The sequence below is a fragment of the Streptomyces sp. NPDC048473 genome, from assembly GCF_043200155.1.
Classification (GTDB): domain Bacteria; phylum Actinomycetota; class Actinomycetes; order Streptomycetales; family Streptomycetaceae; genus Streptomyces.
In genome coordinates this window covers 306,497-328,909 of sequence record NZ_JBICXE010000001.1, presented here as the reverse complement: position 1 = coordinate 328,909, position 22,413 = coordinate 306,497, and the positions used below count along the sequence as shown (strand labels likewise).

The 22,413-nt window shown below is 71.8% G+C and carries 23 protein-coding genes; 13 read left to right on the top strand and 10 right to left on the bottom strand.

From position 1 onward, the window contains the following. The first annotated feature begins 4 nt into the window (after nucleotides 1–4). Nucleotides 5–1,249, top strand: a complete 1,245-nt coding sequence (locus tag ACGFU7_RS01555; RefSeq protein ID WP_393691185.1) for an MFS transporter — start codon at nucleotides 5–7, stop codon at nucleotides 1,247–1,249. A gap of 30 nt (nucleotides 1,250–1,279) precedes the next feature. On the opposite strand, the gene ACGFU7_RS01550 is transcribed toward ACGFU7_RS01555, so the two are convergent. Continuing rightward, complete coding sequence (locus ACGFU7_RS01550; protein ID WP_393691183.1) at nucleotides 1,280–1,912, bottom strand: TIGR03085 family metal-binding protein; 633 nt, start codon at nucleotides 1,910–1,912, stop codon at nucleotides 1,280–1,282. 84 nt (nucleotides 1,913–1,996) lie between these two features. Here ACGFU7_RS01550 and hisI point away from each other — a divergent pair, with 84 nt between their 5' ends. The 11 genes from hisI to lgt all read left to right on the top strand — a co-directional run bounded on the left by hisI (nucleotide 1,997) and on the right by lgt (nucleotide 10,913). Beyond that, entirely contained in the window at nucleotides 1,997–2,380 is a 384-nt protein-coding gene (gene hisI, locus ACGFU7_RS01545) for a phosphoribosyl-AMP cyclohydrolase (protein WP_393691181.1), read from the top strand. An 11-nt stretch (nucleotides 2,381–2,391) separates the two neighbouring features. After that, complete coding sequence (locus ACGFU7_RS01540; RefSeq protein ID WP_393691179.1) at nucleotides 2,392–3,885, top strand: anthranilate synthase component I; 1,494 nt, start codon at nucleotides 2,392–2,394, stop codon at nucleotides 3,883–3,885. A gap of 14 nt (nucleotides 3,886–3,899) precedes the next feature. Continuing rightward, nucleotides 3,900–4,559: a TIGR02234 family membrane protein gene (locus ACGFU7_RS01535; protein WP_393691177.1), complete on the top strand. Its 660-nt coding sequence runs from the start codon at nucleotides 3,900–3,902 to the stop codon at nucleotides 4,557–4,559. A gap of 128 nt (nucleotides 4,560–4,687) precedes the next feature. Further along, nucleotides 4,688–4,936, top strand: a complete 249-nt coding sequence (locus ACGFU7_RS01530) for an HGxxPAAW family protein (protein ID WP_393691175.1) — start codon at nucleotides 4,688–4,690, stop codon at nucleotides 4,934–4,936. Between the two features lie 79 nt (nucleotides 4,937–5,015). Then, a complete protein-coding gene (locus ACGFU7_RS01525; protein WP_393691173.1) occupies nucleotides 5,016–5,555 on the top strand; it encodes a DUF2752 domain-containing protein in 540 nt (179 codons plus the stop codon). Between the two features lie 115 nt (nucleotides 5,556–5,670). After that, nucleotides 5,671–6,480: an indole-3-glycerol phosphate synthase TrpC gene (trpC, locus tag ACGFU7_RS01520; RefSeq protein ID WP_393691171.1), complete on the top strand. Its 810-nt coding sequence runs from the start codon at nucleotides 5,671–5,673 to the stop codon at nucleotides 6,478–6,480. A gap of 8 nt (nucleotides 6,481–6,488) precedes the next feature. Next, nucleotides 6,489–6,704: a tryptophan biosynthesis modulator TrpM gene (trpM, locus tag ACGFU7_RS01515; protein WP_393691169.1), complete on the top strand. Its 216-nt coding sequence runs from the start codon at nucleotides 6,489–6,491 to the stop codon at nucleotides 6,702–6,704. Between the two features lie 136 nt (nucleotides 6,705–6,840). Next, nucleotides 6,841–8,121, top strand: coding sequence for a tryptophan synthase subunit beta (trpB, locus tag ACGFU7_RS01510; protein ID WP_393691167.1), 1,281 nt, complete (start codon nucleotides 6,841–6,843; stop codon nucleotides 8,119–8,121). Continuing rightward, the gene (gene trpA / locus ACGFU7_RS01505; RefSeq protein WP_393691165.1) at nucleotides 8,118–8,930 is read left to right on the top strand and encodes a tryptophan synthase subunit alpha; all 813 of its coding nucleotides are present in this window, start codon (nucleotides 8,118–8,120) and stop codon (nucleotides 8,928–8,930) included. Before trpB ends, trpA begins: the two co-directional genes overlap by 4 nt. Before the next feature lie 75 nt (nucleotides 8,931–9,005). Next, nucleotides 9,006–9,833: a thioredoxin domain-containing protein gene (locus tag ACGFU7_RS01500; protein WP_393691163.1), complete on the top strand. Its 828-nt coding sequence runs from the start codon at nucleotides 9,006–9,008 to the stop codon at nucleotides 9,831–9,833. A 99-nt stretch (nucleotides 9,834–9,932) separates the two neighbouring features. Continuing rightward, on the top strand, nucleotides 9,933–10,913 hold the full coding sequence (lgt, locus tag ACGFU7_RS01495) for a prolipoprotein diacylglyceryl transferase (protein ID WP_393691161.1): 981 nt from the start codon (nucleotides 9,933–9,935) through the stop codon (nucleotides 10,911–10,913). Between the two features lie 355 nt (nucleotides 10,914–11,268). On the opposite strand, the gene ACGFU7_RS01490 is transcribed toward lgt, so the two are convergent. Then, nucleotides 11,269–11,982, bottom strand: a complete 714-nt coding sequence (locus ACGFU7_RS01490) for an SDR family oxidoreductase (RefSeq protein ID WP_393691159.1) — start codon at nucleotides 11,980–11,982, stop codon at nucleotides 11,269–11,271. Between the two features lie 346 nt (nucleotides 11,983–12,328). Then, nucleotides 12,329–12,646 carry a hypothetical protein gene (locus ACGFU7_RS01485; RefSeq protein WP_393691157.1) on the bottom strand — a complete coding sequence of 106 codons (318 nt, stop codon included), beginning with the start codon at nucleotides 12,644–12,646 and terminating at the stop codon, nucleotides 12,329–12,331. Nucleotides 12,647–12,927: 281 nt separating this feature from the next. On the opposite strand from ACGFU7_RS01485, the gene ACGFU7_RS01480 reads away from it, so the two are divergent. Beyond that, nucleotides 12,928–13,521, top strand: coding sequence for an ALF repeat-containing protein (locus tag ACGFU7_RS01480; protein WP_393691155.1), 594 nt, complete (start codon nucleotides 12,928–12,930; stop codon nucleotides 13,519–13,521). Nucleotides 13,522–14,206: 685 nt separating this feature from the next. Here the strand turns inward: ACGFU7_RS01480 and ACGFU7_RS01475 are convergent. From ACGFU7_RS01475 to ACGFU7_RS01445, 7 genes are read right to left on the bottom strand one after another with little or no spacing between them, the layout of a single operon-like run. Next, nucleotides 14,207–15,019 carry an HpcH/HpaI aldolase/citrate lyase family protein gene (locus tag ACGFU7_RS01475; RefSeq protein WP_393691153.1) on the bottom strand — a complete coding sequence of 271 codons (813 nt, stop codon included), beginning with the start codon at nucleotides 15,017–15,019 and terminating at the stop codon, nucleotides 14,207–14,209. Next, a complete protein-coding gene (locus tag ACGFU7_RS01470; RefSeq protein ID WP_393691151.1) occupies nucleotides 15,016–16,215 on the bottom strand; it encodes a CaiB/BaiF CoA transferase family protein in 1,200 nt (399 codons plus the stop codon). The genes ACGFU7_RS01475 and ACGFU7_RS01470 overlap by 4 nt, the downstream gene beginning before the upstream one ends. Next, nucleotides 16,212–17,096 carry a ribokinase gene (rbsK, locus tag ACGFU7_RS01465; RefSeq protein WP_393691149.1) on the bottom strand — a complete coding sequence of 295 codons (885 nt, stop codon included), beginning with the start codon at nucleotides 17,094–17,096 and terminating at the stop codon, nucleotides 16,212–16,214. The genes ACGFU7_RS01470 and rbsK overlap by 4 nt, the downstream gene beginning before the upstream one ends. Next, a complete protein-coding gene (locus tag ACGFU7_RS01460) occupies nucleotides 17,093–18,466 on the bottom strand; it encodes an ADP-ribosylglycohydrolase family protein (protein ID WP_393691147.1) in 1,374 nt (457 codons plus the stop codon). The genes rbsK and ACGFU7_RS01460 overlap by 4 nt, the downstream gene beginning before the upstream one ends. Beyond that, nucleotides 18,463–19,650, bottom strand: a complete 1,188-nt coding sequence (locus ACGFU7_RS01455; RefSeq protein WP_393691145.1) for an ADP-ribosylglycohydrolase family protein — start codon at nucleotides 19,648–19,650, stop codon at nucleotides 18,463–18,465. The genes ACGFU7_RS01460 and ACGFU7_RS01455 overlap by 4 nt, the downstream gene beginning before the upstream one ends. Beyond that, nucleotides 19,592–20,878 (bottom strand): ADP-ribosylglycohydrolase family protein, encoded by a 1,287-nt coding sequence (locus ACGFU7_RS01450; RefSeq protein ID WP_393691143.1) that lies wholly within the window; start codon nucleotides 20,876–20,878, stop codon nucleotides 19,592–19,594. The genes ACGFU7_RS01455 and ACGFU7_RS01450 overlap by 59 nt, the downstream gene beginning before the upstream one ends. Continuing rightward, nucleotides 20,875–22,242 (bottom strand): ADP-ribosylglycohydrolase family protein, encoded by a 1,368-nt coding sequence (locus tag ACGFU7_RS01445; RefSeq protein ID WP_393691141.1) that lies wholly within the window; start codon nucleotides 22,240–22,242, stop codon nucleotides 20,875–20,877. Before ACGFU7_RS01445 ends, ACGFU7_RS01450 begins: the two co-directional genes overlap by 4 nt. Nucleotides 22,243–22,413: the final 171 nt, after the last annotated feature.

Here is a 22,413-nt window from a genome sequence, read left to right as displayed (position 1 = left end):
CCTCATGACCGTCACCGTCACGGCCACGAAAGCTCCCGAACGCCCCGCCCACCGCGACGCCAACGTCCTGCGCTGGCTCGGTGCCTACGCCGCATCGATGATCGGCGACAGCGTCTACTACATGGCGCTCGCCTGGGCCGCCGCCCGCACCGGCAGTGCCTCCCAGACCGGGCTCGTCCTCGCCGTCGGCTCCATACCCCGGGCCCTGCTGATGCTCGGCGGGGGAGTGCTCGCCGACCGGATCGGACCGCGCCGCGTCGTCATCGGCAGCGACGCCGCCCGCTGCCTGGTCGTCCTGGGCCTGGCCGGCGCACTGCTGCTCACCTCGCCCGCCCTGTGGATGCTGATCGCCGTCGCGCTCGTCTTCGGCGTGGTCGACGCCCTCTTCCTGCCCGCCGTCGGCGCCCTGCCGCCCCGGATCACCGCCGCTGGACAGCTGGCCCGGGTCCAGGGACTGCGCGGACTCGCCTCCCGTACCGCCAATGTCGTCGGAGCCCCGCTCGGTGGCGCCGCGGTGGCTCTCGGCGGTCCGACGCTCGCGTTCGCCGCGGCCGGGGTGCTCTTCGCCGTATCGCTGCCGTTACTCCTGTCCCTGCGGATCAGCCCGCTGCCCGCCCAGGAGAGCGCCGAACCGTCCGGTACCGCCTGGCACGAACTGGCGGACGGGCTGCGCCACATCCGTCGCCACCCGCTGCTCGGACCGCTGATGCTCGTCATCGCCATCAGCGAGCTGGGCTTCACCGGGCCGCTCAACCTCGGACTGATCCTGCTCGCCGGGCAGCGCGGCTGGGGGGCGTCCGGCATGGGCTGGATCGTCGCCGCGTTCGGCATCGGCGCCGGTGGGTCGGCCCTGCTGCTCGCCGTGCGCGGCAGGGTGCCACGGGCCGGGCTCGTGATGTGCCTGACGGTGCTGATCGGCTCGGTCGCCATCGCTGCCCTGGCCTACGTTCCCTCGGTGGGCCTCGCCGCCACCGTCGCCGTCTGCATCGGGCTCTTCGCCGGCCTCGGCGGGGCCCTGTGCGGCGCCCTGACCCAGACCGTCACCGACCCCGCCCATCTGGGCCGGGTCACCTCCGTCTCGACGCTCTTCACCCATGCGATCGCCCCGCTCAGCTACCCGGTCACGGGAGCCGCCGTCGCCGCCTGGGGGACGGGCCCGGTCTTCGTCACCAGCGCCGCGGTGTGCGCGGCGGGGGCGACGGCCGGTCTGGCCTTCACCCGGCTGCGCCGCGCGGAACTCCCGCGCTGACCCGGACCCGTACGCCCTTGCCGGTCGGTCCTACATCCCCAGCTCCGCCGTGTGCAGCCGGGCCACCGCCTCCTTGTCGCCCTCAAGACCCACCGTCGCCGCGTCCTGCCGCCCGAACACGAAGAGCAGCAGATCGCCCGGCTCGCCGGTGACCGTCACCACCGGGGTGCCCTTGTGCGCCACCGCCGTCTGGCCGTCCGGGCGGCGCAGCACCAGCCCCACCGGGGATTTGCGGCCCAGCAGCCGGGCCGTCTTCTCGGCGCGCGACCACAGCACATCGGCGAAGACCGGGTCCAGCTCCCGCCGCGACCAGTCCGGCTGAGCCCGGCGCACATCCTCGGCATGGACGTAGAACTCGACCGTGTTGGCGGCCTCGTCGATCTGCTTCAGACCGAACGGGGACATCCTCGGCGGTCCGGTACGGATCAGCTGGATCAGCTCCTCGTACGGCTTCGCCGCGTATTCCGCCTGCACCCGTTCAAGGCGGTTCTTCAGAACGCCCAGCACCACCCCTCCCGCCGCGTCCGGCCGGCGCTCGCGGACCACCACATGGGCGGCCAGGTCCCGGGTCGTCCAGCCGTGGCACAGGGTCGGGGCTTCCGGTCCCGCCGCCTCCAACAGGTCGGCGAGCAGAAGTCGTTCACGCTTCGCATGGGTCGACATGCTCGCCAGCGTACGACCGCCGTACGCCGTCCGCCCAGTGGACGTCGCACAGAACCGCTCCCGCGGCCACGGCACAATGGGTGCATGACCAGCGCGCCCACGCCCAGCACTCCGCCGCCGTCCGGCAACCTCGACCCGGCCATCGCCGCCCGCCTCAAGCGCGGCGCCGACGGACTCGTCCCGGCCATCGCCCAGCAGTACGACACCGGCGAGGTGCTGATGCTCGGCTGGATGGACGACGAGGCCCTGCACCGCACCCTCACCACCGGCCGCTGCACCTACTGGTCCCGCAGCCGTCAGGAGTACTGGGTCAAGGGCGACACCTCGGGCCACATCCAGCAGGTCAAGTCCGTCGCCCTCGACTGCGACGCCGACACCCTCCTCGTCAAGGTCGACCAGACGGGTGCCGCCTGCCACACCGGCGACCGCACCTGCTTCGACGCCGACGTCCTCCCGCTCGCTCAGTAGGATCAGCTGCCATGGATCTGGATACCTTCCGCAAGCTGGCCGTCGACCGGCGCGTCATCCCCGTCAGCCGCCGGCTCCTCGCGGACGGCGACACCCCGGTCGGGCTCTACCGCAAACTCGCGGGCGAGCGCACCGGCACCTTCCTCCTCGAATCCGCGGAGAACGGCCGCACCTGGTCGCGTTACTCCTTCATCGGGGTACGCAGCGCCGCCACCCTCACCGCACGCGACGGACAGGCCCACTGGCTGGGCACCCCGCCCGTCGGCGTCCCCGTCGACGGCGACCCGCTGCAGGCCCTGCGCGCCACCGTAGAGACCCTGCACACCCCCCACGACCTGGTCGTCGACGACGGGCTGCCCCCGTTCACCGGCGGCATGGTCGGCTACCTGGGTTACGACATCGTCCGCCGCCTGGAGAAGATCGGCGACAGCGTCGAGGACGACCTCCATGTCCCCGAGCTGACGATGCTGCTCACCTTGGACCTGGCTGTACTCGACCACTGGGACGGCAGCGTCCTGCTGATCGCCAACGCGATCAACCACAACGACCTCGCGACCGGCGTCGACGAGGCGTACGCGGACGCCGTCGCCCGTCTCGACGTCATGGAGCAGGACCTCTCGCGCCCCGTCGAGAACGCCCCCGCTTCCCTCCCGCCGTCCGAGCTCCCCCCGTACACCGCGCTGTGGGGCGGCAAGGCGTACCAGGACGCCGTCGAGGACGTGAAGGAACGCATCAGGGCCGGTGAGGCCTTCCAGGTCGTCCCCTCCCAGCGCTTCGAAACCCCGTGCACCGCAAGCGCGTTGGACGTCTACCGGGTGCTGCGCGCCACCAACCCGTCGCCGTACATGTACCTCTTCCGCTTCGACGGCTTCGACGTCGCGGGCTCCAGCCCGGAAGCCCTCGTCAAGGTCGAGGACGGACACGCCATGGTCCACCCGATCGCCGGGACCAGGCACCGCGGCGCCACCCCGCAGGAGGACCAGGCGCTCGCCGACGAACTCCTCGCCGACCCGAAGGAACGTGCCGAGCACCTGATGCTCGTCGACCTCGGCCGCAACGACCTGGGGCGGGTCTGCGAACCCGGCAGCGTCGAGGTCGTCGACTTCATGTCGATCGAGCGGTACTCGCACGTGATGCACATCGTCTCCACCGTCACCGGCCGCGTCGCCGAGGGCCGCACCGCCTTCGACGTCCTCACCGCGTGCTTCCCCGCGGGCACCCTCTCCGGTGCTCCCAAGCCCCGTGCGATGCAGATCATCGAGGAGCTCGAACCGGCCCGCCGCGGACTGTACGGAGGCTGCGTCGGCTACCTCGACTTCGCCGGGGACTCCGACACCGCCATCGCGATCCGTACCGCCCTGCTCCGCGACGGCACGGCGTATGTCCAGGCCGGAGCGGGTGTCGTCGCCGACTCCGACCCGGTCGCCGAGGACACCGAGTGCCGCAACAAGGCCGCCGCGGTGCTCCGCGCGGTGCATACGGCCAACCGGCTCCGCGGAGCATGAGGCGGTAAGGGATAGTGGAGTACGTGAGTGCTGTCCCCGTACCCCAGCCCCGTGCCCGAGCCGGCACCGCGTCCGACGCCGCGGGAAGCCGCCGCAGCCTGGCCGCCGGCCTGCTTCTCGGGGCGGCCGGCGCCACCGTCGTCCTGCTCGCCTCCGGCCAGACCTGGGCCGAGGGCCGGGCGGCCGTCGGTGGCGGATCCCTGCCGCTGACCGCCGACGGCCAGGACGTCACCGGTCTCCCGGCGGCCCTGGCCATAGTCGGCCTGGCCGCCCTCGTCGCCGTCTTCGCCGTCCGCAGCAGCGGCCGGCTGATCGTCGCCGGGCTCCTCGCCCTCAGCGGCCTCGGTGCCGGACTGAGCGCCTACCTCGGCGCCTCCGACAGCTCGGCGCTCGACGAGAAGGCCGCGCAGACCACCGGCGACGCCTCGGCGACCATCGAAGCCCTCAGCCACACCGCGTGGCCCTACGTCACCGCAGCCGGCGGCCTGCTGATCCTTCTCGCCGGGCTGCTCGCCCTGCGGTACGGGAAGCTCTGGCCCACCATGTCGGGACGGTACGAACGGGACGGCACCCCCCGCCCCCGCAAGGCCGCCCGCACCGCCCCGGACCCGGACCGGCCCGAGGACCTGTGGAAGGCCCTGGACCGCGGCGAGGACCCGACGCGCGAGGCATGACCCCCAGGCTCACGTCCTACCCGCGCGTACGGGACAATGAGGCTGAGCTTTCTGCACAGCGGCACCAACAGCGGCACCAGCTTTGCGTACAGCGATACCAACAGCGCATCACCAACAAGGAGCAACTCATGGCGGGCAGCAGCCACGGACACACCCCGGCCGCCTGGACCGGTGTCATCATCTCCTTCATCGGCTTCTGCATCGCAGGCGTCTTCATGGTGGCGGCCAGCCCGATCGGCTTCTGGGCCGGTATCGCCGTCATCCTCCTCGGCGGGATCGTCGGCCTCGCGATGAAGGCCGCGGGCCTCGGCATGCCGAAGGAGTCGGAGGAGATGGCCCAGGCCAGGGCCCGTGCCGCGCAGGCCCAGATCTCCTGACGCACGCACCACCCGTACGAATGCGAGGCGCAGCCCGGCCCGGGCTGCGCCTTTCCGCATCAGCGGGGACAATCACCGAGTGGACGCATCGCCTACTCCAGCCGCCGCACCGTCGGCGCAGGGCCCCCGGCCCGCCCCCGGCCACCGGCCGATGTCCGGATATCCGCTGACGTCCGGCCGGCAGCCGTCCCCGCCGGTCTTCCCTCCGGCCCCCGTCCCCGCCTCGCGCATCCGGCGGCTCGCCACCCCGGTGGGGGTCATGGCCGCCGTCATCGGGGCGTTCGGCTACGTCGGTGCCGTCGACCCCAATCAGCCGGGCCACTACCCGGTCTGCCCACTGCTCCGGTTCACCGGCCTGTACTGCCCGGGCTGCGGCGGGCTGCGCAGTGCCCACGCCGTCGCGCACGGCGACATCGCCGCCGCCCTCGGCTCCAACGCGCTCGCCGTCGTCGGCTACGGGATCTTCGCCGTCCTCTGGGTGGTCTGGATGGCCCGCGCCTCCCGGGGAAGGCCCATGAGCATCGCCGCGAAGCCCGTCGTCTGGTGGGGGATCGGGGCCGTGCTGCTGATCTTCTCGGTCGTCCGGAATCTGCCGTTCGGATCGGCGCTGGCGCCTTGAATGCCCAGGTAGTGGGACATTCGTCGACCGGATTCGGGCCCTTCGGCCTCCTGCGGATAGCATTGACATGGCTGATCCTGTTCCCTCATCACCGTCCCGGAAGGGGGCCGCTCGCGTGAGTGTGCTCGACGAGATCATCGATGGCGTACGCGCCGACCTCGCAGAGCGGCAGGCGCGTGTCAGCCTCGACGAGCTGAAGGAACGCGCGGCGCGCGCTCCTGCGGCCAAGGACGGAGTCGCCGCCCTGCGCGGCGAGGGCGTGACCGTCATCTGCGAGGTCAAGCGCTCAAGCCCCTCCAAGGGGGCACTTGCCGCGATCGCCGACCCGGCCGCGCTCGCCGCGGACTACGAGGCCGGCGGCGCGTCCGTCATCTCGGTCCTCACCGAGGAGCGCCGCTTCGGCGGTTCCCTCGCCGACCTGGAGGCCGTCCGCGCCAAGGTCGACATCCCGGTCCTGCGCAAGGACTTCATCGTCACCTCGTACCAGCTCTGGGAGGCCCGCGCCTACGGCGCCGACCTCGCCCTGCTGATCGTCGCCGCCCTCGACCAGGAGGCCCTGGTCTCCCTGATCGAGCGTGCCGAGTCCATCGGCCTGACGCCGCTGGTCGAGGCGCACGACGAGGAGGAGGCGGAACGCGCCGTGGACGCCGGGGCGAAGATCATCGGTGTCAACGCGCGCAATCTGAAGGACCTCAAGGTCGACCGCTCCACCTTCGAGCGCGTCGCCCCCGAGATCCCGAACCACATCGTCAAGGTCGCCGAGTCCGGCGTCCGCGGCCCGCACGACCTGATCGCATACGCCAACGCGGGCGCCGACGCGGTGCTCGTGGGCGAATCCCTGGTCACCGGCCGCGACCCGCGGGCCGCCGTCGCCGACCTGGTCGCCGCCGGCGCCCATCCGGCGCTCCGGCACGGACGGAGCTGACCGCAACCGTGTCCGCCGACCGCCCCGGGTCCCGCATCCGGCCGGGCCTGCGCCCCGCCGCAACGACGGCCCGGGACCCGCACGCGCCGCTGGCGCGCGGCTGCCGCCCCCGCGGCTGCCGCGCCCCGGCCCGGCGCGTGCACGGCCGGCGCGTGCGGTACGTGCTCGGCGACGAGCCCGGCCAGGTCAACGGCATGCGATGGCGCACGGGGTCCGCGCTGTAGCGAGCCCCGGCCGACGTACCCGCACCACGCACGTCGTACGTACGACCGCACCGCCCGACCGTCCCCGGTCGCGGCGGCGCTCCGCTCACGGCGCATACGGTGAACCCACCCATTGCAATGTCGAGGAGCACGTCGGATGTCATCTGACTTCTTCATCCCGGACCCGGAGGGTCTGATCCCCAGCGCCGAGGGGTACTTCGGTGCGTTCGGCGGCAAATTCATCCCGGAGGCGCTCGTCGCCGCCGTGGACGAGGTCGCTGTCGAGTACGAAAAGGCCAAGGCCGACCCGGCCTTCGCCGCCGAGCTCAACGAGCTCATGGTCAACTACACCGGCCGCCCCAGCGCGCTGACCGAGGTTCCGCGCTTCGCCGAGCACGCGGGCGGCGCCCGGATCTTCCTCAAGCGCGAGGACCTGAACCACACCGGCTCGCACAAGATCAACAACGTGCTGGGCCAGGCGCTGCTCACCAAGCGCATGGGCAAGACCCGGGTCATCGCCGAGACCGGCGCCGGCCAGCACGGTGTCGCCACCGCGACCGCCTGCGCGCTCTTCGGCCTCGAATGCACCATCTACATGGGTGAGATCGACACCGAGCGGCAGGCGCTGAACGTGGCGCGGATGCGGATGCTCGGCGCCGAGGTCATCGCCGTGAAGTCCGGCTCCAGGACCCTGAAGGACGCCATCAACGAGGCGTTCCGCGACTGGGTCGCCAATGTGGACCGCACGCACTACCTCTTCGGCACCGTCGCGGGACCGCACCCCTTCCCCGCCATGGTCCGCGACTTCCATCGCGTCATCGGCGTCGAGGCCCGCCGCCAGATCCTGGAGCGGACCGGCCGGCTGCCGGACGCCGCCATCGCCTGTGTCGGCGGCGGCTCCAACGCCATCGGGCTCTTCCACGCCTTCATCCCGGACGCCCACGTCCGGCTGATCGGCTGCGAGCCCGCCGGACACGGTGTGGAGACCGGAGAGCACGCGGCGACCCTGACCGCGGGCGAGCCCGGCATCCTGCACGGCTCGCGCAGCTACGTCCTCCAGGACGACGAGGGCCAGATCACCGAGCCGTACTCCATCTCGGCCGGTCTCGACTACCCGGGCATCGGCCCGGAGCACGCGTACCTCAAGGACATCGGCCGCGGCGAGTACCGCGCGGTCACCGACGACGCCGCCATGCAGTCGCTGCTCCTCCTCTCCCGTACCGAAGGGATCATTCCGGCCATCGAGAGCGCCCACGCGCTGGCCGGAGCCCTGGAGGTCGGGAAGGAGCTCGGCAAGGACGGACTGCTCGTGGTCAATCTGTCCGGCCGCGGCGACAAGGACATGGACACGGCAGCCCGCTACTTCGGGCTGTACGACGGGACCGACGGGGTCGTCGAGGCCGACGTGGCCGACGGGGAAGAGGAGGTCACCAAGTGAGCGGCAATGTGGAGTTGTTGAGTTCCTCCCTCACCCAGGCGAAGGCGGAGAACAGGGCCGCGCTCATCGCGTACCTCCCGGCCGGCTTCCCGACCGTCGACGGCGCGATCGCCGCTGTGAAGGCGGTCGTGGCGGGCGGCGCGGACATCGTCGAGGTGGGACTGCCGCACAGCGACCCGGTGCTCGACGGCCCGGTCATCCAGACCGCCGACGACATCGCCCTGCGCGGCGGTGTGAAGATCGCCGACGTGATGCGTACGGTCCGCGAGGCGTACGAGGCGACCGGTGTCCCGATCCTCGTCATGACGTACTGGAACCCGATCGACCGGTACGGCGTCGAGCGCTTCACGGCCGAGCTCGCCGAGGCGGGCGGCGCCGGGTGCATCCTGCCCGACCTGCCGGTCCAGGAGTCCGAACTGTGGCGCGAGCACGCCGACAAGCACGGTCTCGCGACCGTCTTCGTCGTCGCGCCGAGCAGCAAGGACGAGCGCCTCGCCACCATCACAGCGGCCGGCTCGGGATTCGTGTACGCGGCCTCGCTGATGGGTGTCACCGGCACCCGCGAGTCCGTCGGCGAGCAGGCCCAGGACCTGGTCGCGCGCACCCGCGCCACGACGTCCCTCCCGGTCTGCGTCGGCCTCGGTGTCTCCAACGCCCGGCAGGCCGCGGAGGTCGCGGGCTTCGCCGACGGGGTGATCGTCGGCTCCGCCTTCGTCAAGGGCATGCTCGACGCCCCCGACGAGGAGGCGGGCCTGGCCGCGGTCCGCTCCCTGGCGGGCGAACTCGCCGAAGGCGTTCGAAAGCGCTGAATCGGGTGTAATCCAAACGGGTGGACCTGGACCCGGGGAGGCACGCACGTGCCTCCCCGGGTCGTTGCTGCGGGTGTGAGCGAGAAGAGCGAACAGGGAAAAAGGGCCGCGCGAGACCGGCTCGTCCAGCAGCGCGAGCGCCAGAAGGCGCACGAGCGCCGCAGGCGCACGCTGATCGTCGGCGGTGGCCTCGTGGGTGTGCTGGCGCTGGCCGCCGTCGTCGGCGTGATCGCCGCGAATACGGGCGACAAGGGCGACAAGAGCAAGACGGCGGGCCCGGCCGTCGCGCCGTCCGGTGCGACCGGCAAGGACAGCCTGGCCATCCCGGTCGGCGCGGCCAGCGCCCCGTCCACGCTCACCATCTGGGAGGACTTCCGCTGCCCGGTCTGCGCCCAGTTCGAGAACGCGTTCCGGGACACCATCCACCAGCTGGAGAGCTCCGGGCAGATCAAGGTCGAGTACCACCTCGCCACGATCATCGACGGCAATCTCGGTGGCAGCGGCTCGCTGCGGGCGGCCAACGCCGCGGCCTGCGCACAGGGCGTCGGCAAGTTCTCCGCGTACCACGACGTCCTCTACCGCAACCAGCCGCAGGAGTCCGACGACGCCTTCGGCAACAACGCCAAGCTGATCGAGCTCTCCGGGAAGGTCCCGGGACTCGACACCCCCGCCTTCCGCAGCTGTGTGGACGACGGCAAGCACGACACCTGGGTCCAGAAGTCCAACACGGCGTTCCTGAAGGGCGGATTCCAGGGCACGCCGACCGCACTGCTCAACGGTGAGCCGATCTTCCCGAAGAAGGGGAACGAACAGATCACCGCGGCGAACCTGAAGAAGTGGGTCGCCGAGGCCAACAAGGGCAAGAAGCCGGGCACGGTCACCCCGGCGCCGTCGGGCTCCTGAGCGGTGTCCGGCAGGGGGAACAGATGACCTGCCCGTTACCCAGACGTTGCCGGGTGGGTTGCCGTACGCCCCACCCGGCAGGGTAGCGTCGACCCTGCCATGGACCTTGCCTACATTCCCAGTCCGTCGACCGGCGTGATCGATCTCGGCCCGATCCCGCTCCGCGGCTACGCGTTCTGCATCATCATCGGTGTCTTCGTCGCCGTCTGGTTCGGCAACAAGCGCTGGATCGCCCGGGGCGGCAGAGCCGGCACCGTTGCCGACATCGCCGTCTGGGCCGTGCCCTTCGGCCTTGTCGGCGGCCGGCTCTACCACGTCATCACCGACTACCAGCTGTACTTCAGCGACGGTGAGGACTGGGTCGACGCCTTCAAGATCTGGCAGGGCGGCCTCGGCATCTGGGGTGCGATCGCGCTCGGCGCCGTCGGTGCCTGGATCGGCTGCCGCCGCCGCGGGATCCCGCTGCCGGCCTGGGCCGACGCGCTCGCCCCCGGTATCGCCTTCGCCCAGGCGATCGGCCGCTGGGGCAACTGGTTCAACCAGGAGCTCTACGGCAAGTCGACCGATGTGCCGTGGGCGCTGAAGATCAGCGAGGGCCCCAATCGGGTCGCCGGTACGTACCACCCGACGTTCCTGTACGAGTCGCTGTGGTGCATCGGCGTCGCCCTGCTGGTGATCTGGGCGGACCGCCGCTTCAGGCTCGGACATGGCCGGGCGTTCGCGCTGTACGTCGCCGCGTACTGCACGGGGCGGGCGTGGATCGAGTACATGCGGGTCGACGAGGCCCACCACATCCTGGGCCTGCGCCTGAACGTATGGACCGCGCTGATCGTGTTCGTGCTGGCGGTGGCGTACATCGTGATCTCGGCGAAGGTACGGCCGGGCCGCGAGGAGATCGTGGAACCGGGCGCGGTGGACGCCGAAGGCGTCGAGGCCGCGGAGGGCGATGACGTCGCGGGTGACGCGGACGGTGCCGTTGCGCCTGATGCGGACGCGGACGGTGACGCCGGGCGTGCGGAGGACAGTGCCGTGGAGGTGCCGGAGAAGAACGGCACCGCGGAGGCGGCGAAGAACGGCTGAGCCGTGTGCGCTTGTACGTGGGGCCCCGAACCGTCTGGGATGCTGTTGGCGAATTCGGGGCCTTGATCACTTCGTCCCGTCGGAGTTCATCCGGCGGGACGAAGCACTGCCAGGTGGGAGGCCCGGGTGTGGGCCCTGGGCATGTGATGTGTACTTCGCTGCGCCCCACGGCCACGCCCCCCGCGGAGGCGCCCCTGAACCGGCGTGGGCGTCGATGCCCGGCTTCCCTGCTGCAGCGATGCCGCTGCAGCCCCGGTGTGCGTGGTCCTTCCCGGGCCCCGTACACCGACACGACCTGCGGGGCCCGGGGCTCGGGTGAGAGCCCGGAGCTCGCAGCGTGACAAGACCGGTCTGTCTACACGAGCGGCTGCCCCCCGTCGACCGCCAGGCTGACGCCTGTCATGAAGGTGTTGGTCATGGCGAAGACCACCGCCTGGGCGATGTCCTCAGCTGTACCGATACGTCGCACGGGGTTGGTGGCGGACTTCTTCTCGAGGAACGCATCCTTCTTCTCGCCAAGCCCGTCCCACGCCCCGGTGTCGATGGTTCCTGGTGAGATGGCATTCACCCGCAGCGGGGCGAGCTCCACGGCCAGCGAACGGGTCACCACGTTCACCGAGCCGTTGGTCGCCGCCACCGCGAGAAACCCGGGATCCGGCTCAAGAGCCGCCACCCCGGAAAACAGCACGAACGACCCCGTCCTCGGCATCTTCGGTGCGAAGTGCTTGGCCAGCATGATCGGGCCCACGACCTTTGTGTGGAAGGACAACAGGATCGCCTCCGGGCTCAGCTCCCCGACAGCGCCGCGGGCCCTGGCCGATACGGTGGACACCACGTGATCGACGCTGCTCACCTGGTCGGCCAGAGCCGCGATCGAGGTTTCGTCCGTGACGTCGACACTCTTCACGGAGACGGTTGTGTTCTTGTAGGCGGCCTCGAGCGCCTCCCGGTTACGACCCGCGGCGACCACATGTGCCCCTTCGGCCATAGCCGCGTCGGCAATCGCCCGTGCGATGCCGCTTCCACGCCCGACAACGAGGACCGTCTCACCTTGCAAAGAACCTGCCACTATGTGCTCCTTCGATTGCTCCGCACGACACTAGAGCCCTCATAGGTCATATATGGAAATTTGGGACATGGAAGCCCTGAAGGCTCAAACATCAATGTGCGATTGGCCGTCAACGGGCAGGCCTGTCTGACATGGTCGGGCGGCCCTCCCGTGGTGTTCGGCGACTACCGGCAGGAGCAGACTCCGCTTGCACGGGCGTTTTTCGCCGCATGCGACGCCGCATGCGACGCCCCATGCCGCGCCGCAGGGATCGAGGCTGAGATCAGCAGCGACATCGGGAGACTCATCCGGGAGAAGTTCGTCTTCCTGGTCGTTTTCTCGGTCACCACGACGGCCATCCGGCAGCTCATCGGCGCCGTCCGCGCCCATCCGCGCTCCCGTGCCCTGCTGGCGCGATCTGATGGCCGAGGTCGTCGCCGTCGGCCAGGGCTCGGGCGTCCAACTGGACGAGAAGTGGTGGTTCGGGATCGGGCAGGGCCTCGACCAGCCGGAGCGCAGTGCTGCGGCTGACGGCCACACCGAAGACACCGGCCATGCGGGCGCCGGGCCGGGCGGCGAGCGCGAGGCCGACCGCGGCCAGTGTCGACCGCAGCCGCTCTGTCCACCGGCCGTACCGTCGGGTCAGCCCGGCGACCTGCTCGACGAACGTCCACCGTTCGCACAACGCGTTCCCGCGTATGAACCGGCGGACCCGCAGGCACAGCCGAACCCGCCTCCCCGCACTGGGCATGTCAGCGGGAAACCGCAGATAGGAGCTGTGAACCCGCTCCGACCAGCCCGCAGGCGAAGGGCGCACTGGTAGCCGGCCTGGCCCGGCCCGCGACTGACCAGGTACGCAGACGGCAACGACCAGTCGATGAAGACTGCCGACTCCCGGAATTCATTCTGTGGCACACAGCGGCGAGGATTTTCTCACCGACAGCTCGACCACGGAGGCACACACCCATGAGACCGACCCGCGCTGCTCTGCTCGTCGCGGCCACCGCCCTGACGCCTGCCCTCCTCTTCACCACCCCGGCGTTCGCCACCGGCTCGACGGCCACGGCCACGGCCACGACCGTGACGGCCACGTCCGAGACGCCGGTGGACGAGATGTCGGAGGACGACCTCCGCGTCGCCATCGCCCGCATCCTGGCGGACGAGGACTCCGGCAAGGCGGTCGTCCGAGAGGCCAACAGGGCCCTCGACGGCACCGTGGAGGACATGCGCGCTTTCCTGGAGACCGGCTACCGCCTTGCCCAGGCCGAGGACGACCGCGTCGAGATCTTCCGCATCCTGGGGGCCGAGGATTCCGGTAAGGCGGTCGTCCGGGAGGCCACCAAGGCTCTTGAGACCGACACCCCGGAGGCTCTGCGCGCTTTCCTGGAGACCGGCTACCGCCTCGCCCAGGCCGAGGACGACCGCGTCGAGATCTTCCGCATCCTGGCCGACCCGACTATCAGCGACGCCCTCCGCACGGCTGCCGAGAATGCCATCGACGGTACGCCGGAGGAGCTGCGGTACTTCCTGGAGGTCGGGCAGTACGAGGTGGACGGCTAGATCCGCAGCCGAGGATTGTGCCGGAAAGGCCATCCCCGCGCCGGCTCCAATGGGTCGGCGCTCCGTCGGGTGGGGAACAGATGGAGCAGCTGCGGCCGCACTCCTGAGCCGAGGGCGGGGATGAGCAGGAAGCACCGTCAATCGCAGCCCGCTCAGCACCAGCGCTGTCCAAACCCCTGAACATTTCGACACGTCCGCGGGCGCCGACTGCTTCCCGAACTGGTGGATGAACGCTGTCCTTTTTCGGTTCTGGCACACATTCCGTGAGCGATCTTGAGTCCGGCCTCACCGGACCCCGGTGACGCGTGGTCCGCGCAGCTCACACGACACGCGCGGCTTCTGCTGGCGAGAACCAGCAAGATCTTTCACGGAATGTGTGCCAGAACCCCTTTTTCGCCGACACCGGGCCCCGAATTCGCCAACAGCATCCCGTCTGGTTCGGGGCCCCTCGCTTTGCGCCCGGCCTGCGGCCCAGAATGTCCTCCAACGCCGGGCGGGCTTGATTTTGGCCCCGTGCCGTCGGAAGAGTGACGGCGGCGTTTTGTTGTTCGCGGCGTCGGCGGATGAATCAAGCCCGCGCGTGTCCTCGAACGCGGGGCGGGCAAAATCAAGCCTGTCCGGCGATTGAGGGCGAAACGGTCAGGGCGGGTGGGCCCGCGCCGTAACCCCGGCCTCACCCCCCCCGTCACCCCACCTTCCGTGCCAGCGTCAGCGTGCGGCGGGCCGATGCCACTACCGCCGCGTCGACGAATCGGCCGTCGGGGAGGGCCAGTGCGCCCTCGTCCGTCACGGCCGCCGCCACGATTTCCTCCGCCGCCTCGATCTCTTGTGCCGTCGGGCGGAACGCCCGCTCGATGACCGGGAGCTGGCGGGGATGGATCGCCGCCCGGCCCAGGAAACCCAGCGTCCGGCCATGCGCGCAGGACGCCCACAGACCGTCCAGGTCCCGTACGTCGGGGAACACCGACTGGGTGGGCGGCGCGAGCCCGGCCGCGCGGGCGGCGACCACGACCCGGCTGCGCGACCAGTCGAGCCCGGCGTCGTCCCGTACCCCCAGATCGGCCCGGAGGTCCGCCTCGCCCAGGGCGATGGAGCGCACCTGGGGATGGGAGGCGGCGACCGTGTACGCGTGCTCGATGCCGAGCGCCGATTCCAGCAGCGGACAGAGTGCGACCCCTGGTGCCACAGCCGCGATGTGGTGGACGGACGCCGCATGCGTGATCTTGGGCAGCCGGAGTTCGGCGAGACCCGGCAGCCCGGCCAGGGCGAGGATGTCCGCCTCGGTGTGGACCCGGACATGGATCGGCACAGCCGTGTCCGGGACCGCTTCGGACAGAAGCTCGGCGGTGGCGGACCGCGCGTACTCCTTGCGGTCCGGTGCGACCGCGTCCTCCAGATCGACGATCACCACATCCGCTCCCGAGTCGCGCGCCTTGCGCACCACCTTGGGCCGGTCTCCGGGGACGTACAGCAAGGTGAGCGGGACCGGCGCCGTCACAGGACGCTCTCCGCCCGCAGCGCGGCGATCTCCGGGCCCGACAGGCCCAGCCCGGTGAGGATCTCGTCGGTGTCCGCACCGTGCGGCCGGCCCGCCCAGCGGATCGCGCCCGGTGTACCGGAGAGACGGAACAGGACGTTCTGCATCCGCAGCGGTCCCAGCTCCGGGTCGTCGACCTCGGTGATGGAGTCCAGGGCCCGGTACTGCGGGTCCTCCATCACGTCCCGGATGTCGTGGATGGGCGCGATCGCCGCCTCCGCCTTCTCGAACGCGGAGACCGCCTCCTCACGGGTGTGCCGGGCGATCCAGTTGCCGACCGCCTCGTCGAGCTCGTCGGAGTGCTCGGCACGGGTGGTGCCGGAGCCGAACCAGGGTTCGTCGATCAGCTCGGCCCGGCCGACCAGACGCATGACCCGCTCGGCGATCGACTGCGCGGAGGTGGAGACGGCCACCCAGGACCCGTCCGAAGTACGGTACGTGTTGCGCGGGGCGTTGTTCCGGGAGCGGTTGCCGGTGCGTGGCTGTACGTAGCCGAGCTGGTCGTACCAGAGCGGCTGTGGGCCGAGCACGGTCAGGATCGGCTCGATGATCGCCATGTCGACGATCTGCCCCTCCCCGGTCCTGTCGCGTCCGGCGAGTGCGGCCATCACGGCGTACGCGGTGGCCAGCGCGGCGATCGAGTCGGCGAGCCCGAACGGCGGGAGCGTGGGCGGCCCGTCCGGCTCCCCGGTGATCGCGGCGAATCCGCTCATCGCCTCGGCCAGGGTGCCGAAGCCGGGGCGGTGCGCGTACGGACCGAACTGGCCGAAGCCGGTGACCCTGGCCAGCACCAGCCGCGGGTTGACGGCGTGCAGCTCCGCCCAGCCGAGGCCCCAGCGCTCCAGCGTCCCGGGCCGGAAGTTCTCGATGATCACATCGGTCTCGGCGGCCAGCCGGAGCAGGATGTCGCGCCCGCCGGGGCTGGACAGATCGAGGGTCATATTGCGCTTGTTGCGGCCGAGCAGCTTCCACCACAGGCCGACGCCGTCCTTCGTGGGGCCGTGCCCGCGCGACGGATCGGGCTTGCGCGGATGCTCGACCTTGACCACCTCGGCGCCGAAGTCGCCGAGCATGGTGGCGGAGAGGGGGCCCGCGAAGAGCGTGGCGAGGTCGACGACCCGCAGCCCGGTCAGGGGTGCCTGCGCGGTCGCGTTCATGCGGCGTCGATCTCGCTGCGGTACGGCATGGAGGTCGAGGCGCCGGGCCTCTGTACACAGAGCGCGGCGGCTGACGACGCCCAGGCCAGTGACTCCGGTACGGGCCGTCGCTCGCCGAGGGCCACGGCGAGCGTGCCGACGAAGGTGTCCCCGGCCCCGGTGGTGTCGACGGCGGTGACCTCGGGGGCGGGGAAGAGGACGGGTTCGCTGCCCCGGGCCGCGTACAGGCAGCCCTTCGAGCCGAGTGTGATGACGACCGCCGGGACCTGGCTGAGCAGGATCTGCGCTGCCGCACGGGGGTCCGCGGAGCCCGTGAGCTCGGCCGCCTCGTGCTCGTTGGGGATCAGCAGATCGACGCAGTCGAGGAGTTCGGAAGGCAGGGGCTGTACGGGGGACGGGGTGAGGATGGTCCGTACGCCCTGGGCGTGGGCCACCCGCGCGCCCTCCAGTACGGCGGACAGCGGCAGTTCCAGCTGGAGGAGCAGCAGATCGGCTCCGGCGACGGCGGCCATTTCGCCGGGGCCGAGAGCGGTGATGGTGGCGTTGGCGCCGGGGATCACCACGATGGAGTTGGAGCCCATGTCGTCGACGACGATGTGCGCGGTGCCGCTGGGGCCTTCCGCGGTGTGCAGCAGATCCGTGACGACGCCCGCGTGTTCCAGGTTGGACCGCAGCAGGGTGCCGTACTCGTCGTCGCCGACGGCGCCGATCATCGTCACCTTGCCGCCCGCACGGGCGGCGGCGACGGCCTGGTTGGCGCCCTTGCCGCCGGGGATGGTGCGCAACTCCCTTCCGGTGACGGTCTCTCCGCGCTCCGGAGCCCGTGCGACGTATGCGACAAGGTCCATATTGGTGCTGCCGAGCACCGCGATGCCGGTCATGGGCGGAGTGCCTCCTTGTGGGTGAGCCGGTGGGTCTGTTCGGCGAGTGCGTCGAAGCCGATGGAGTCGAAACCGGGGACGGACGTGGCGAGGCGGTTCTTCAGCGGGGTGGTCCAGCGGTCGGGCAGCCGCTCCGGGGCACCGGCCAGCAGACCGGCGAGCGAGCCGGCAGTCGCGCCGTTCGAGTCGGTGTCCCAACCGCCGGACACCGCACGGCAGATGGAGTCGGAGAACTCGCCGTCGGCGTGCGTGAGGGCAGCGGCGAGCAGTGCGGCATTGGGCAGCACATGGACCCAGTGGTAGCTGCCGTACTCGGCGTGCAGCCGGTCGGCCACCGCGTCGAAGCAACTCTCGCCGCGGGCCGCCCCGACACCGAAACGCACCGCGTGCGCGAACCGTGAACGCGGCGGGACGACACGCAGCCCGGTGGCCAGACACCCGTGCACATCACTCTCGCCCCCGGCCGCCTCGGCGAGCGCCGCGGCGGTGAACATCGCCCCGTACACCCCGTTGGCGGTGTGGGTGAGGACAGCGTCCCGATGCGCCTGCTCCGCCGCGGCCGACGGATCACCCGGATGCGTCCAGCCGTGCACATCGGCCCGGATCTGCGCGCCGATCCACTCCCGGAACGGGTTGCGGTACCTGGCGGTGTGCGGGGGCTCGATCCCGTCGAGCAGATTGCGGTACGCGACCCGCTCGGCGGTGAACGTCCGGCCGGCCGGGAGTTCGTCGAGCCAGAGCCGGGCGAGATCGCAGGTGGTGAAGGACGGGCCGTACCGCTGGAGCAACAGCACGGTGAGGAGGGGGTGGTTGAGGTCGTCGTCCTCCGGCATGCCGTCGATGTTCTCGGCCAGGGAGGTGGGTGCGGAGCGACGGTTCCAGGGGTAGGTGGCGGCCAGTTCGGCGGGCAGACCCTTGGCGGTGAACCAGGTGGCCAGCGGCCAGTTGCCGGTGGCGCGGGCCAGCGCGCGGATGCCGGCGAGCGGCAGTTTCTCGACAGGTTTGCCGAGCAGGCAGCCGGCGGCCCGGCCCAGCCACGCGGCGTGCAGCCGGTCCTGACCCACCGGCGGCGGGTCCGTGCGGGGGACCGGCCAGTTGGGGCAGGCGGCCCGGATCGCGGTCAGCTCCGTCGGCTCGTCCGCCTCCAACGGGGATTCCAGCAGGGCGAGTTCGTCGAGCAGCCGCTCGGCGAGCACGCGCAACTCGGGTGCCGCAGGTGCCGATGCGCCCGCGCGCTCCGGGGCGGGCGCGCCGCCCGCCTCGTACCACCGGCGCGCGATGGCCCGTGCGTCCCGCCCGTCCTCGGCCGCCTGGCGCAGCTCGTGCCCGACCAGGTCCTCGGGCTGTACCCACGTCACCCGTACGTTCATGGCGTACCCACCAGCGCGGCGAAGGCCGACTCGTGCGCGCGGCGCCGGGCCGTGTCCCGTACGAACACCTCGCGGGCGACGTCCGTCAGGGCCCGCGCGGGGGCGTGCAGATCGAGCCGGCTGGCCTCGGCGACCGTTTTCACCCAGGTGGCGGGGATCGCCTGCTCACCGTGGAGCGCGCCCGCGATGGCGCCGCTCATCGTGGCGATCGAGTCGCAGTCCCGGCCGTAGTTGACCGAGCCGAGGACCGCGTGCCGGTAGTCGCCGTCCGCGACGAGCAGCATGCCGAGCGCGATCGGGAGTTCCTCGATGGAGTGCAGCCGGGACGGCCGGCGGGCGCCGAGGGAGGGGGCGCGGTAGTCGGGGCCGACGGTGTCGAAGGGGGCGACGGCGGTACGCAGCGGGGCCAGCGCCGACTCGAAGTCGCCGTACCGGGCGGCCACTTCGCAGACCGCCTCGATGGCGGACCGGGTGCCGTCCTTGGCGAGTGACAGGCAGGTGTCGACGACGCCGGCGGGCGTCGCGTCCGGGGCGCAGGCGGCGGCGACGGCCGCCGCGAAGACCCCGGCCGCCTCCCTGCCGTACGAGGACTGATGGGCACCGGCGACATCCAGCGCCTCGGCGTACGCGGCCTGCGGGTGGGCGGCGTTGACCAGACCGACCGGTGCCATGTACATCGCCGCACCGCAGTTGACGATGTTTCCGGAGCCCGCCTCGCGCGGATCGACATGGCCGTAGTGCAGTCGCGCGACGATCCACTTCTCGGCGAGGAAGATCCGCTGGAGCGGCAGCGCGTCGGCCTCCAGCTCCGGGATCCAGCGGGGGGTGGAGATCAGCTCCGGCACGAGATGGCCGGCGACCGCGTACGCGTCGAGATGGTCGCGCACGGCGCCGTACACCCGTACCAGAGCATGGGTCATCAAGGTGTCGTCGGTGACGTGCCCGTCGCCCTTGTGGTAGGGGGCGATGGGGCGGGCCGTACGCCAGTCGTCGCCGTCCCACGGGCCGACGATGCCGCTGATCCGCCCGCCGTGGCGTGCCACGATCTGCTCGGGGGGCCTGCCCTCGACCGGACCGCCGAGCGCATCGCCGACCGCGGCGCCGACGAGCGCTCCCGTGATCCGTTCATCGAGTGTGAGTGCCGTGGTCCTCGCCTCGGACCGCATGGGCGTCGTGGATGTCATGTCCGAATTGTCCACCCGCGGGCTTCGGTTCCGTGTCTGCCAGCAGCCCGGCGAGTTCGATGAGATCGGTCCCCGCGAGACGGGGCAGCGCACACCCCGCCAGGGTGCGACAGGCTTCGCGCCAGCCGTCCGGGACGGCGCCGATGCCGCCGAGCGCACCGGTCAGCGCACCGGCCAGGGCGGGCGCCGAGTCGGCCACCCGCGACAGGCACGCCGCCGCGGGAATGGCCTGGGCGATCTGGCCGCGGGCCGCGGTGGCCAGGGCGAGAGCGACCGGGACGGTCTCGGCGGCGGCGATCCCGTAGCTGTAGACATGGTCGACGATCTGATGCTCCAGCACCGGTACGAGGGCGAACGCGCCCGCCGCCTCGCCGACGAAGTCGCGGGCGATCCGGACGGCATGGGCGGCGTTGCGGGCGATCTCCGTGCCGTCGGGGAGCTGGGCGAGCGCAGCGTTCACCGCGGTGTCCACGTCCGCACCGCCCAGCGCCTCGGCGATCGCGGCCGCCATCGCGCGGGCACCGTGCACACCGTCGCCGTCCTGGGTGTAGCGGGCGTCGAACTCGGCGAGGTCGGCGGCTGCGGCGGGATCCCCGGGGTGGACGACGGCGAGCACGGCGGCCCGTACGCAGGCCGCGTCGTCGAAGTAGTGCGGGTTGTCGTGGCCGGTGGCGGGCGGGCGCAACCCGGCGGCGAGATTGCCGAGCCCGGCCCGCACCGAGATCCGGGCGCGCAGGGGGAGCACCGCGGACTCGACCTCGGGGGCACGGGCGGCAGCCGCGGCGACCTCGGCCGCCAGCGCGTTCCAGGCGACGTCGATGGCGGCCCGCATCCGGCGTTCGGGGGACAGCCCGTGCAGCGGACCGGCCGCCGAGGTGAGCACGGTCCCGGCGGCGAACGCCGCCCATTCGGCGTCGTCGGAGGGCCCGAGCCGCAGGGGTTCGGGCGGCTGGTTGAGCGCGATGGGGACGGGCAGCGTGGTCGTGGCGTTCTGCTCGGCGAAGGTGTCGAGCTCCCGGGTGAGGCGCCGGGTCCACTCGGGCATCCGGGCGGCCCGGTGCCGCGCGGCGGGCCACCCGGCGGCGTCCCCGGAGGCGAGCCCGAGCAGCAGCCCCTCGATCCGGGCCCGATGCCCGGGGCCGGGACGGGTGCGGAGACGGGCGGTCGGGGAGGCGGGGGTGCGGGGGGCGTCGTGCGGGTCGCGCTGAGTGCCGCGCGCGGTGGTCATCGCTCCACCACCGTTCTGCCTGCGGCGGGGGAGGCGGCGGCGGAGGCGGCGGGAGGGGCGGGTTCGGCGCCGGTGCCGCGCGCCGGTTTTCCTGTGGGCGTACGAGGGGGGTGGTCCGGGGCTGCGCCCGTGTTCGTACGCAGGCAGTCCGGGGCCGGGCCCTCGTCGTCGGCGTCGGACGGGGCGCCGGGCGGCGCGTACTCGGTGCCGGTGTCCCGCACCGGGTCGCCCTCCGGCGTACCGGCGTCGCCCCGCGCGCCCTCGTACGCCTCGTCCGCGTCCTCCGGGGTGAGCAGCTCCGCGATGTCCAGGACGTGGTAGCCCCGCATCGACGGCAGGCAGCTGCCCCGGACCGGGCCGATCGCCTCCCCCCAGTGCCGGGGAATCGCGGACGCCCCGTGCAGGGCGCCGGCCAGAGCCCCCGCCACCGCGGCCGTCGTGTCCGCGTCGCGGCCCATGTTGACCGCGGTCAGCACCGCCGTACGGAAGTCGCCGCGCGCCGCCGCGAACGCGCCGAAGGCCAGGCCGACCGCCTCCGGGGCCAGGTCCGTCCACGGGTAGCCGCCGATCACCACTGCGGAGCGCACCGCGCGTTCCATCGTGAGGCGGTCGGGGTGCGTGCGCTGCGCGGCCGCCACCGCGCGCCGCAGCGAGCGCGCCGTCCAGGAATCCATGGGAACGACGGACAGCGCGGCGGCGATCACCGACGCGACCCCGCCGCCCACCATCGCCGCGGCCACCCCGGCCGCCACCGCCTGGCCGCCGTAGATGCCCTCCCCGTCATGGCTGACCCGCCCGTCCACCGCGACCAGTCGCGCCGCCTCGTCCGGCCGGCCCGCCGCGAAGACGCCGAACGGCGCCGCCCGCATCGCCAGGCCGTCGCTCCAGGCGTGCCGGTGCTGGGCGGAGATCGGGGCGGCGAGGCCCCGGCGCAGATTCTCCAGCGTGCCCCGTTCACTGAACCCGGCGCCGCGGAACGGCCCCTCGTCCAGGTCGGCGATCCACAGATGCCAGGCCCGCTCCACGTGGGTGACGGTCAGCGCCGAACCGTGCCGGGCGAGCAGCAGCCCGGAGAAGATCGCGTACTCCGTGTCGTCCGTACCCGCGGGGTCGTCGCTCACGAAGCCCTCGATCCGGCCCCAGCGACGACGGATCTCGGACGGCCGCAGATTCTCCGCCGGTGCGCCCAGCGCGTCACCGACCGCGAGACCGAGCAGGGAGCCCCGGGCCCGGTCGCCCAGGTCTCCGCGCGACACCCCGCCCCGGCCCGTGCCGCCCCGTACCGTCGCCTGTGCGCCGTGTCGTACCGCTGTTTCCGTACCGCCCGTCCGAGGCTCTGCCGGATTTCCTGCAATCAACTCCATCGCGTCGACCCTTCGCTCACACCGAGCCAGTTCTCGTGCCTGCTCGATCTGTGCCACGCAGAGCCCCGACAGAGGCCGATAATCGCAACAAAAGGGCCAGTCGGATGACGGCTCAGAGGCAGTGAGCCAGGCCGTACTTACCTGGTCGCAGGGGCAGGTAAGTACGGCCTG

Excerpts from the sequence above, each read along its gene's own strand:
- ACGFU7_RS01555 (WP_393691185.1), top strand. The coding sequence starts at position 5 with ATGACCGTCACCGTCACGGCCACGAAAGCTCCCGAACGCCCCGCCCAC.
- ACGFU7_RS01550 (WP_393691183.1), bottom strand. The coding sequence starts at position 1,912 with ATGTCGACCCATGCGAAGCGTGAACGACTTCTGCTCGCCGACCTGTTG.
- hisI (WP_393691181.1), top strand. The coding sequence starts at position 1,997 with ATGACCAGCGCGCCCACGCCCAGCACTCCGCCGCCGTCCGGCAACCTC.
- ACGFU7_RS01540 (WP_393691179.1), top strand. The coding sequence starts at position 2,392 with ATGGATCTGGATACCTTCCGCAAGCTGGCCGTCGACCGGCGCGTCATC.
- ACGFU7_RS01530 (WP_393691175.1), top strand. The coding sequence starts at position 4,688 with ATGGCGGGCAGCAGCCACGGACACACCCCGGCCGCCTGGACCGGTGTC.
- trpB (WP_393691167.1), top strand. The coding sequence starts at position 6,841 with ATGTCATCTGACTTCTTCATCCCGGACCCGGAGGGTCTGATCCCCAGC.
- lgt (WP_393691161.1), top strand. The coding sequence starts at position 9,933 with ATGGACCTTGCCTACATTCCCAGTCCGTCGACCGGCGTGATCGATCTC.
- ACGFU7_RS01480 (WP_393691155.1), top strand. The coding sequence starts at position 12,928 with ATGAGACCGACCCGCGCTGCTCTGCTCGTCGCGGCCACCGCCCTGACG.
- ACGFU7_RS01470 (WP_393691151.1), bottom strand. The coding sequence starts at position 16,215 with ATGAACGCGACCGCGCAGGCACCCCTGACCGGGCTGCGGGTCGTCGAC.
- rbsK (WP_393691149.1), bottom strand. The coding sequence starts at position 17,096 with ATGACCGGCATCGCGGTGCTCGGCAGCACCAATATGGACCTTGTCGCA.
- ACGFU7_RS01460 (WP_393691147.1), bottom strand. The coding sequence starts at position 18,466 with ATGAACGTACGGGTGACGTGGGTACAGCCCGAGGACCTGGTCGGGCAC.
- ACGFU7_RS01455 (WP_393691145.1), bottom strand. The coding sequence starts at position 19,650 with ATGACATCCACGACGCCCATGCGGTCCGAGGCGAGGACCACGGCACTC.
- ACGFU7_RS01450 (WP_393691143.1), bottom strand. The coding sequence starts at position 20,878 with ATGACCACCGCGCGCGGCACTCAGCGCGACCCGCACGACGCCCCCCGC.
- ACGFU7_RS01445 (WP_393691141.1), bottom strand. The coding sequence starts at position 22,242 with ATGGAGTTGATTGCAGGAAATCCGGCAGAGCCTCGGACGGGCGGTACG.